General features: G+C 53.4%; 5 protein-coding genes. All 5 read right to left on the reverse strand.

Translation table 11 applies throughout. The features are described from left to right. Positions 1-160 precede the first annotated feature (160 nt). The 5 genes from EJP87_RS00005 to rfbA are packed head-to-tail and all read right to left on the reverse strand — an operon-like array spanning position 161 to position 10,972. The gene (locus EJP87_RS00005; RefSeq protein ID WP_130469812.1) at positions 161-7,549 is read right to left on the reverse strand and encodes an O-linked N-acetylglucosamine transferase family protein; all 7,389 of its coding nucleotides are present in this window, start codon (positions 7,547-7,549) and stop codon (positions 161-163) included. Positions 7,550-7,592: 43 nt separating this feature from the next. After that, the gene (gene rfbB / locus EJP87_RS00010) at positions 7,593-8,666 is read right to left on the reverse strand and encodes a dTDP-glucose 4,6-dehydratase (RefSeq protein ID WP_130469813.1); all 1,074 of its coding nucleotides are present in this window, start codon (positions 8,664-8,666) and stop codon (positions 7,593-7,595) included. Beyond that, positions 8,659-9,528, reverse strand: a complete 870-nt coding sequence (gene rfbD / locus EJP87_RS00015; protein ID WP_130469814.1) for a dTDP-4-dehydrorhamnose reductase — start codon at positions 9,526-9,528, stop codon at positions 8,659-8,661. The genes rfbB and rfbD overlap by 8 nt, the downstream gene beginning before the upstream one ends. Beyond that, complete coding sequence (gene rfbC, locus EJP87_RS00020) at positions 9,525-10,079, reverse strand: dTDP-4-dehydrorhamnose 3,5-epimerase (RefSeq protein ID WP_130469815.1); 555 nt, start codon at positions 10,077-10,079, stop codon at positions 9,525-9,527. Before rfbC ends, rfbD begins: the two co-directional genes overlap by 4 nt. An 8-nt stretch (positions 10,080-10,087) precedes the next feature. After that, positions 10,088-10,972, reverse strand: coding sequence for a glucose-1-phosphate thymidylyltransferase RfbA (gene rfbA / locus EJP87_RS00025; protein WP_130469847.1), 885 nt, complete (start codon positions 10,970-10,972; stop codon positions 10,088-10,090). Between the last annotated feature and the right edge of the window lie 256 nt (positions 10,973-11,228).

Below are 11,228 nucleotides of genomic sequence, written 5' to 3' on the forward strand. Positions count from 1 at the left end.
AATGGCTTGCTGATTCACCAAGGAAACGAAAGCGTCAGATGGCAACTCTGGGGATGTTAGGTTAACGCTTATGGGGCTTTGCCCTGCACCCACCAGGAGGAGATAATCTCCTCCTGGACCTCCATAATAATTTATTGATTTTCAAATGCGTTTGTCATGATTAGTTATCCTTCTCCTTCCATAAACGATTGTCTGGGCGTATATAACTATACCGATTTTTCTCGCGCAAGCGCGCCAGATAGTCGGCGCGATAGCTGTTTTCTTCGGCGATACCACATCCCCCTTGATCCCGTTCGATGGCGATCTCTTGATAGATGCCTAAATTGGCAAGATCCGGTCGGGGAAGGCGCCCCCCCTGATACTCTTGCCACATGTGGGCATAAAGCTCCTCCAAACGCTCCACCAGCAGTGGCGTGGCAAAAAGAGTGCATCGGTCGCGGTTTTGCTGCAAAAAGCTTCGATATTGTAACAATTTTTCCCGATTGCGTCCCAGCTCAACCGCTTTTGCAACATAACTGGCCGCATCATGGCAGATCAATTCATCCAGACCTGCCGCATGCACCAGACTGCCACAGACCCGTGCCGCAAAACCCAATCCCACCAAAGTCAACACCGGTACACCCATCCAGAGCGCATCCGAGGCGGTGGTGTGTGAGCCATATGGCGCTGAATCTATGCTGAGATCGGCCAAAGGAAAGCGTACCAGATGCTCGGCGTTGAGTTTGCGTTCCGCAAAGATCAACCGCTCTGACGAGATCCCTTCTTGTTGTGCAGCCTGTCGTAAGCGCTGGCGAATGGCTTCATCTTCATTGAGCAGCCACAACACACTCTCTGGAACCTGGCGGAGAATCTCCATCCATAATTTCCAGATGAACGGTGTGATTTTTTGGGCGCCGTTGAGACAACTGTAGACCATCGCTTTTTCTGGCAAGCCTGCCTCTTGGCGGCTGGGAGTCTCTTCTGCCAGCAGTCGTTTTCTATCGTTTGGTTGATAGCAGGGCAGACGCAGCACCTTTTCCGAATAATAGAGTTCATGATGTTGCGGAATAATAAACTCGTCGGCGATGATATAGTTATGATAGGGGCTGCCGGTTGTGCCGGGATAGCCCAGCCAGTTGACAATGATGGGTGCGGGGCGCATGGCAATCAGGTTGAGTCGGGCACTGTGGGTATAGCCATTGAGATCAACCAAAATTTGGATGCGATCTTCGACCATGCGTCGTGCCGCCTCTTCATCAGAGAGTTGGGAAAGATCTATCCAATGATCGGCAGCCCGCTTGATGCGTTGGTGAAAGGGGGTGTCGGTGGCGATACCGATATAATAGAGAAACTGCTCTACCTTGCGTCGATCGTGCAATTCGTAGACTTCAGCGGTCAAATAGCCCACCGCATGATCACGCAGATCGGAGGAGAGATAGCCAATGCGCAAGGGTTGTTGCCCATCATTTGCCAACAAAGAGTCGTGGCTGTCCAAAAAGGTCAGACTGGGTTTGCCAATCTCAAAATGGTTGTAATGGGCCGCATTGGCCAGTTGCCAGAGTGGATCATCGCTGTACAAAGCGGCAGAGAGAGGGGCAAAACCCTGCATCAATTGTGCTTTGCTGCAATAAGGAAAGGGTTCCAGAACCGGCCATTTGCATTGTGCCTGCCGCTTGTTGACCCATTGCTGAATAATTTCCCGTTGCCGTGGGTTGATCTCCAGACTTTGCCGCAACACCTCTTCGGCCTGCTCCGGGTCGGTAGAGACACGGGCAATCTGCTTCAAGGCCGCCAATTTATATTCAATGGTATCGCCACGCAGCAGGGGTAAACGATCCAGTACGTTTTGCCAACAGGCAATCGCCTCCTGTGGGGCGGCAAGACGATCCAGCAAACCACCCAAATTGATATAGGCGGGATAAAAATCGGGATTGACACGAATAGCCTCTTGAAAAGCCACTTGTGCCAGCAGCAGATCACTGCCTTGACTGAGATAGGTGCCCAGATTGAAATGGATGGCATGGGCCAAAGGATCGTTGGCGTTATAGGTCAGCCAAATGCGATAGAGATCCACCATCTTTGCTGCAGCACCCTGGTCACTCAACTGGGTCGCCAATTGAATCAGCTCCGGAACCGACAGCTTGCCTTCAATGGCCCGACTGGCGCCATCGGCAAACAGGCGGGTGTTGTGGGAAGCTGTCAAACGGGCAATCTGTTTACAGGCAGAGAGCAGCGTACCTTGTTGTTCTGTTTGCTGGATGGGCAGACAGGTCAAAAGATGCAGCCAACAGTTTTCCGCAGCCTGTGCCCCTTCCAGACCCTCCAGGATACCCGCCAGATTGATATGGGCCGGATAAAATTGCGGATGGCTGGCGATGACCCTCTGCCACGCCACTTTTGCCTGGGCGAGTTGCCCTGTTTGTTGATACAGAATGCCCAAGTTGAAACGTATGGCATAGGCAATGTGCGCAGATTCGTTATGGTTCAACCACTGTTGGTACAGTTCAATAGCCGCCGCAAGATTTCCCTGGGCATTATATTGTTCGGCCAGTGTCACCAGCTCTACAGCCGAGAGAGTGAGTGGATTGCTGGCAGGGCTGGGAGCAGGAGGTGTGGTTGTAATCATGGATGTTGTGGCCAAGCGAGCAGAAGGCAATGGTACCGCCGTGCGGGTGCGGGGCAGAGCGGGAATGGTTAGATGCTCAGGAGCGGCACCGCTGCTAAAACGCTGCCAGACGGTTTGATAGGCCAACTCCAGATGACGGGTAAAACGGGGTGAATCAAACAGAGGGGCGCTGGCCAGATTCTTTTGCAGACGCTGGCGTAAAGATAACAAACGCTCTGGATCGTGCGCCAGTTGCAGCGCCAGCTCTTCATACTCCTCCAGGGAGTGGGTGACCAGCTCTCCCAGCCCTACATGGGTCAAGAGACTTCCTGCCTGGCGTGACACAAAGGTTTTTCCAGAGCAGGTGAGCATCGGGCAGCCCGCCCACAGGGCATTGCTGGCGGTGGTGCCTGAATTATAGGGATAGGTATCCAACACCAAATCGACCAGACGATAGTTGGCCAAATATTCGGCCAGCTCCATTTTGGGGGCAAAAAAGAGGCGCTGCCGCGCTACACCATGGGCCTCCGCTTGCCGACAGAGATTTTCCTCTACCCAGGCGTTGGAGGCGACCAGCCAGAGCAGACTGCCTGGAGTCCGTTGCAGAAGACGCATCCACACCGCAAAGGTATCTGGGTTGAATTTATAGCTCTTGTTAAAACTGGCAAAGAGGAAGCCCTGTTCCGGCAAACCGCGTTGGGCACGAGTCGGCGTCGGGGCAATCGTGCGTTGTCGATCGTTGGGTTGGAAGCACTCCGGTAGACGCAGCACCTTTTCACTAAAATCCCGCTCATATCCTTCCGGGGTGATAAAAGAGTCGGTGAGGATATAATCGATAAAGGGCGAGCCAGAGCTGCCCAAATAGCCCAGCCAACTGATTTGAATGGGAGCAGGGCGCATGGCGGGAATCTGCAGGCGGGCATCCTTGGTAAAACCATTGAGTTCAATCAGGATATGGATCCCATCATCGGCAATGCGTTGTGCCGCCTGTTCATAGGTGAGGGGGCGCAGATCGACAAAATGGTCACTGGCCGCCATGATCCGCCGCCGCATCTCCCGGCCATCATCGCTGCCATAGGAATAGGCGGTGATCTCAAAACGGCTCCGATCATGCAACTCAAACAGTTCAGCGGTCAAAAAGGCCACCGGATGATTTTGATAGTCACTGGAGAGATAACCGATTTTAAGGCGGGGCGGAGTGGCGGCAAAAGAGCGCCCGGCACTTAAATTGCGGGCAGTGGGATGGCGATGTTGAATAAAACGGCTGGCACACAGGCGCTGCTCTTCGGGCGTGGTGGGCAGCGATAAAAAGACAAACGGATTGCACTCCTTGTCATGTGCCAAAAAGGTGCGGATCATCTGTTCATAGCGGCTATGAAACTGCCGCCAATCACATAAATGCAGCATTTGATGCAATAAAGCGCTTTGATGGTTGGCCTCATCGGGAGCAGCGGCCACCGCCTGTTCATAACAGGCGATAGCTTCATCCAGTCGGCCTTGATCAATCAGCGCCACCCCCAGATTGCCCAAAGCACCACCATAGTCAGCTTTCAGGGCAATCGCTTGGCGATAACAGGCAATCGCCTCCTCCAACTGACCTTGCTCCTGCAGCGCAATACCCAGATTATTATGTGCTTCGTAGAGATCAGGTGAGATGGCCAGCGCTTGCCGATAGCTTGCGGCGGCCTCCTGCAGTTTACCCTGTCCCAATAGGGCATTGCCCAGATTGTTATGGGCATCCCGGTAGCCAGGATAAATCTGTAACGCCTGCCGATAGCTGGCAATCGCCTCATCACTGCGCCCCTGCATCAATAAAATATTGCCCAGGTTGCGATAAGCCTCTGGATAGTCCGGCTTGATCTCCAAAGCTTGCCGACAGGCGGCAATCGCCTCATCCAAACGCTGCAATGCCTGCAGTGCTGCCGCCATATTGTTATAGGCTTCTGGATAGTGGGGATTGACCCGCAACCCTTGTTGATAGACAGTGATGGCCTCGTGAAAATTGCCCTCTTTTTGCAATGCGTTACCCAGGCTGTTATAGGCTGCATAAAAGTCGGGTTGTTCGCGAATGGCGGTGCGATACAGTTGCAGAGCCTCGTCCGTCTCGCCCATGTCATAGAGTACGTTGCCCAGATTGCACAAGGTCATGGCAAAATGGGGTTGGATGGCCAGAGCCTGTCGATAACACTCTACCGCCTCCTGACGCTCGCCCATGGCCAAGAGCACAGTGCCCAAATTGTTGCGAAACAAAGGCTCATCCGCTTGCAAAACCACCGCTTTGCGGATCCATTCGGCAGCATTTTCATTGTCGCCTTGTTGATGCAGCAGATAGCCGTAAAGATGGCATGCTGCCGGATGGTTGGGATTGTCCGCCAAAATCTGCCGGTACAGCTTTTCGGCCTCGCCGAGCTGATTGCTTTGATGCAGGGCCAGAGCCTGTTGCAATATATCGATTGGAGTCACACTCGGCTGCTCTTCTGGGGAGGGTTGACGACGGTGGTGGTGGCGTGCGGTATAAGTGCTTTCTGCAGGTGGGGAAAGATGCAAATGGTCAGCGGGCAGACCCTCTTGATAGCGCTGCCAAGCGGCATCATAGGCAGCCTCCAGGCTGCTGGTATACAGTGGTGAATCAAACAACGGTGCGTGCGCCAGATTCTCCTGCAGGCGTTGGCGCAAGGCACGCAAACGCTGTGGCTCACCGGCCAAGGTGATGACCAACGCTTCATACTCTGCCAAAGAGCTGGTGACCAACTCTGCCAGACCCACATTATGCAGCAGACTGCCGGCCACCCGTGAGGCAAAGCTCTCACCGGCACAAGTGACCATCGGGCAACCAGCCCACAGGGCATCACTGCCGGTAGTGTGGGAGTTGCAGGGAAAGGTATCCAGCACCAGATCCACCAGACGATAGCGTGCCAGATGTTGGGCAGTAGGCAGAAAAGAGGCAAATTGCAGACGTGCGCCCGCCACTCCCTGTTGTTCAGCCGCCCGGCGTAAATATTCAACGGCATAGGGGTTGGATTGCCACAACCAGAGCGTGCTCTCCGGGATGGCAGCCAAAATGCGCATCCACACGCTAAACAGGGTGGGATGAATTTTATAGGTTTTGTTAAAGCTGGCAAAGATCAATCCCCGTTCCGGCAATCCGCACTCCTGACGAGTCGGCTGCCAGGGAGCAATCGCCCGTTGTCGATCATTGGGTTGGTAGCAGTACGGCAGGCGGATGATCTTTTCGCTAAAATGCTCTTCGCTGCCCGGAGGGGTGATAAACGGGTCGCTGATCAGATAGTCGAGGAAGGAGCTGCCAATACTACCCGGATAGCCCAGCCAGGCAATTTGTACAGGGGCAGGGCGCCAGGAGGGAATTTCCAGGCGAGCATCTTTGGTATATCCCTTCATCTCCACCAGGATATGGACACCATCCGCATGAATCTGTTCAGCCGCTTGCTGATGCGACAGGGGCAACAGATCCACAAAACGGTCACAGGCGGCCATGATGCGTTGTCGGCCCTGGCTGTTGCTGTCGATACCATAAGAGTAGGCAATGATTGTAAAACGCTGCCGATCATGCAGCTCAAACAGCTCCGCCATCAACTGCACCGTGGCATGATCTTGAAAATCGCAGGAGAGATAGCCAATTTTCAGCCGTTCTGGACGGCTTGCGGGTGGGGGTGCATTGTACAGAGGCGGGTGGGGTGGATAATAGCGTGCCGCCCAGCGACGGGCACATTGCAACTGTTCGCTGGCAGAGCAGGGGAGTGAGATGAAAAAAAAGGGATTGATCTCCTGCTGACCGGCGTGAAATATCTGCATCATCCGCTCATAGAGGGCAGCAAAATCCTGCCAGTCTCCCAGATGCAGCGCCTGGTGGAGCAGCGAACCATAGGCAGAGAGATGTTGCGGCTGTTGGCGGATTACCTGACGATAGCAATCGATCGAGCCAGGAAGATCTCCTTGATCTTGCAGGGCAAAACCAAGATTGCTGCGTGCCAGATGAAAATCGGGTTTAATCGCCAGCGCCTGTTGAAAGCAGGCAATCGCCTCCTGCATGCGTCCAGCGCGCACCAAGGTGGTGCCCAGGTTGCAATGACCTTCATAGAGCAGAGGCTGCAGACGTACCGCCTCTTGCAAGGCGGCTATAGACTCTTGCAAGCGTCCCTGATCGCGCAACAGATTGCCCAGGTTGCCATATGCTGGGTGAAAATGGGGATCGATGGCGAGCGCTTGTTGATAGCAGGCCAGAGCCTCCTCCTGTCGATGCTGATGTTGCAGGAGATTGCCCAGGTTGCTCAGGGCTGCTGGAAAATCCGCTTTGATGCGTAAGGCGTGACGAAAACACTCTTCGGCCAGCGCATACTGTTGTTGGGCTTGACGAGCCAAACCCATATTGTTGCAGGCATCATAGGCAGCGGGTTCAATCGCCAAAGCCTGTTGATAACAAGCGATGGCCTCCTCCAATTGACCCTCTTCCTGCAGCAGATTGCCCAGGTTGCTGTGTGCCTCAAACAGGTTTTCTTGCCATGTCAGAGCTTGCCGATACAGGCTGATAGCCTCGGCACGCTGTTGCTGCAGAGAGCGCAGATCGGCCAAACTGCACAGGGCGATGACATGCTTGGGTTGCAGGTGCAGCGCTTGGCGAAAAGCCTGTTCTGCCTCCTCCAGCTTTCCTTCCTGGCGCAATACAAGACCTAAATTATTCCAAAAGAGCGGCTGCTTGCTGTCGGCTGCAATCGCCTTGTTTATCAGCTCCTTGGCCTCTGACAACTGACCTTGTTGCGAGAGCAGAAAACCCAGCAGATGCAGCGCATCGGCATGTTTGGGCTGTTTGTGCAGAGCCTGGCGATAACAGCGTTCCGCCTCAGCCAGAGATCCAGAGTGATGGTATTGCAATCCTTGACGGATCAGGTTGGCTACCGGATCACCTGTGCTGTGCGGCACTGAGGAGCGTTTAGGACGAGGAGGCATGGTGTATGCGTAACAGCGGTAATGGAGAAAAGCGACTCCATGCTCATGGAGCCGCACGGGCCAATAATTCTCGCCACCAGGATTCGTTATCCAGATACCAGGCGATGGTTTTGCGCAGGCCGGAGGCAAAGGCTATATCTGGATTAAAATTCAGCCAATAGGCCATTTTATTGGCATTGATGGCATAGCGTCGATCGTGTCCAAGACGATCACGGACATAGGTGATCAAGCTTGTTGAGGGTTGACCATTGGCCGGGGGAGCCAAAGGATAGCGGGCAGCCAATTCGCTGCGTTCGGCAAAGGCACGATCCATCTCCTGACAGAGCAGATGCACGATGTCGATATTTTTCCATTCATTATTGCCACCGATGTTATAGACCTCGCCGACAATACCAGCACTTAAAATCTTTTCAATGCCCCGCACATGATCCTCAACATAGAGCCAGTCACGCACATTGAGACCATCGCCATAAACCGGTAAAGGTTTATTATTCAAAATGTTGACCAGCATCAACGGAATCAGCTTTTCCGGAAATTGGTAAGGGCCATAGTTGTTGGAACAGTTGCTGACGGTGGTGGAGAGACCATAGGTATGATGATAGGCGCGCACCAAATGGTCGGAGGCAGCCTTGCTGGCGGAATAGGGTGAGTTGGGCGCGTATGGTGTCGTCTCGCTGAAAGGGGGATCCTCTGGCCCCAGGGAGCCGTACACCTCATCGGTGGAGACATGATGAAAGCGATGAATAAGACCAGGTTGTTCATCGAGCCAGACCGTTTTGGCAGCCTTCAGCAGGCTATGGGTGCCAAGAATATTGGTTTGGATAAAGGTGTCTGGACCATGGATGGAACGATCGACATGCGACTCGGCAGCAAAGTGGACCAGAGTATCAATCTGTTGCTCGCGCAAAATCTGACAGATGTTCTCATAGTGGCCAATATCGCCGTGGATAAACTGAAATTGCTGGTAGTGACGCAACGCATCCATATTGCGGCGACAACCGGCATAGGTCAGGGCATCAAGGCCAACCAGACGATCCTCTGGATAGTGCTCCAGCCAGTAGCGGACAAAATTGGTACCAATAAAACCGGCAGCGCCGGTAACCAATAGATTAGCCATGTTTTCCAATCCGTTGCAGCATGTTACACAAGGAGGTGCGCCAATGGTTGGCGCTATAGCCCAGAGCCTGCCAAGTAGCGGTTTTATCCAATACGCTATAAGGTGGTCGGCTGGCAGGTGTGGGATAAAGAGCGGTGGGAATGGGCTGGATGACAATGGATCGTTGCAACAAGCCACGCGACAAACTCTCTTCCTGGATGGCCTGGGCAAAATCATACCAACTGGCCACTCCGGCATCGCTCCAATGGTGGATGCCAGTCAGGCGCAACTCCACCATTTTCCAGAGGGCCGATGCCAACCCTTTGGCCCAGGTGGGAGAGCCAATCTGGTCGCTGACGACATTAAGGGTCGTTTTTTCCCGCATCAGGCGCAGCATGGTTTTGACAAAATTATTGCCATAAGAGGAGTAAACCCAGGAGGTGCGTACAATCAAGGCTTTGCTGCCACGAATTTCCAAGATTTGCCGCTCCCCTTCGCGTTTGCTGGCGCCATAGACACTGACAGGATTGGTGGGCGATTCGGGGCGATAGGGAGAGCCTTGACGGCCATCAAAGACAAAATCAGTCGATATATGAATGAGATCAATATCATATTCCTCGGCAAGCAATGCCAGGTTGGCCGGACCTTCGGCATTGACGGCAAAGGCTTGTTGCCGTTCGCTTTCCGCTTTGTCGACGGCGGTATAAGCAGCAGCATTGATGATGGCGTTGGGTTGAATCTCTTTAAGAGCCTGTTGCAGGGCAGGAAGATCCGTAATATCCAAAAGATTATGGCCTGCTGCAGTGACAGTCATACCGGCAGGAATGGTTTCCCGCAACTCACGTCCCACTTGTCCCTCTGCACCCAGCAATAGCACCTTCATGGGTATACCTCAGCTTGGCCAAGCGGCAATCCTGCTTCATCCTTGCGCGAAAGCGCCGGAGGATTGCCATTCACCAGCGGCCAGGGAATGGCCAGATCGGGATCGTTCCAGAGAATGGAGCGCTCATACTGTGGGGCATAAAAATCGGTACACTTATAGGTAAACAGTGCCGTGGACGAGAGAACGTAGAAACCATGGGCAAAACCGGGGGGAACCCAGAGCATATGCTTGTTTTCCCAAGAGAGTCTTTCAGCGACCCACTGACCAAAGGTGGGAGAGTGACGACGAATATCGATGGCCACATCATAGACTTCACCGGCAAGCACCTGAACCAGTTTGCCTTGTGCTTGCTGAATTTGATAGTGCAAGCCCCGTAAAGTCCCTTGTGTCGATTCGCTGAGGTTGTCTTGCACCATGGGAAGAGTGATACCGCCGACGGCAAATTTATCCCGTTGCCAGGATTCCAGAAAAAAACCGCGATTATCACCAAAGATGCGTGGCTTGATCAGCAATACTTCAGGGAGGCGGGTTGGGATAAATTCAAAAGACATGGCTGGAATCACCCCTCTTTCAGAATATGCAGCAGATAGTCACCATAGCCGCTTTTGCGCAGAGGTTGCGCCAAATGGGTCAGTTGGTCGGCAGTGATAAAGCCCATGCGGTAGGCAATCTCTTCCGGGCAAGAAATTTTCAAACCTTGGCGCTCTTCCATGGCTTTGACAAAGCTGGTGGCATCGGCGAGAGATCCGGGGGTGCCGGTATCGAGCCAGGCGATGCCGCGACCCATCCGTTCGACACGCAAGGTGCCACGTGCAAGATAAGTTTTATTAACGTCAGTAATTTCCAATTCGCCACGGGGAGAGGGTTTGATGGTTTCGGCGATAGAGACCACATCGTTATCGTAAAAATAGAGGCCGGTCACAGCATAATGGGATTTAGGCTGGCTCGGTTTTTCCTCGATGCCCAGGGCGTTGCCATCCTTGTCAAAGTGGACCACCCCATAACGCTCCGGGTCGCGGACATAATAACCAAAAACAGTCGCCCCTTGCGTCTGTTGCGCAGAGTTTTGCAGAAGACTGATCAAACCTTTACCGTAAAAAATATTATCTCCCAGAATCAAGCAAACCGGATCTGCGCCGATAAAGGACTTACCGAGGAGGAATGCTTGCGCCAAACCATCGGGACGCTCCTGAATGACATACTCCAGGGAGAGTCCCCATTGCTGGCCGTTGCCGAGCAGCGCTTTATAGGCGGCTTGATCTTGTGGAGTGGTAATGATCAAGATTTCCCGGATGCCAGCCATCATCAGGATGGAGAGCGGGTAATAGATCATGGGTTTGTCGTACACCGGCAAAAGTTGCTTACTGACGGCTATCGTCAGAGGGTGAAGGCGTGTACCAGATCCGCCGGCGAGAATGATACCTTTGAAGGGCGTAGAGGGCATATTCATGTTTCCAGAGAGGCCAATCCAGGGAATTGGGCAATAGAGACAGGAAAGCACACTTTTATCCCATCTCCTGCCTAAATCCCAGGGAGAATAACGGTACGCATCCGCTTTGTACAGCAAAATTTGCCAAGCTTGTGCACTCCCTTGGCAGTGTGGCAGGGGTGGCAGAGGCAGGAGTTTGACTGGAGCAATGTGGGATTGCAAGAGGGTTTGCATATCCGGCACTGTTTTTGCTCACAGGGTGTAGGGCAAG

Source organism: Candidatus Magnetaquicoccus inordinatus (assembly GCF_004217665.1).
Taxonomy (GTDB): domain Bacteria; phylum Pseudomonadota; class Magnetococcia; order Magnetococcales; family Magnetaquicoccaceae; genus Magnetaquicoccus; species Magnetaquicoccus inordinatus.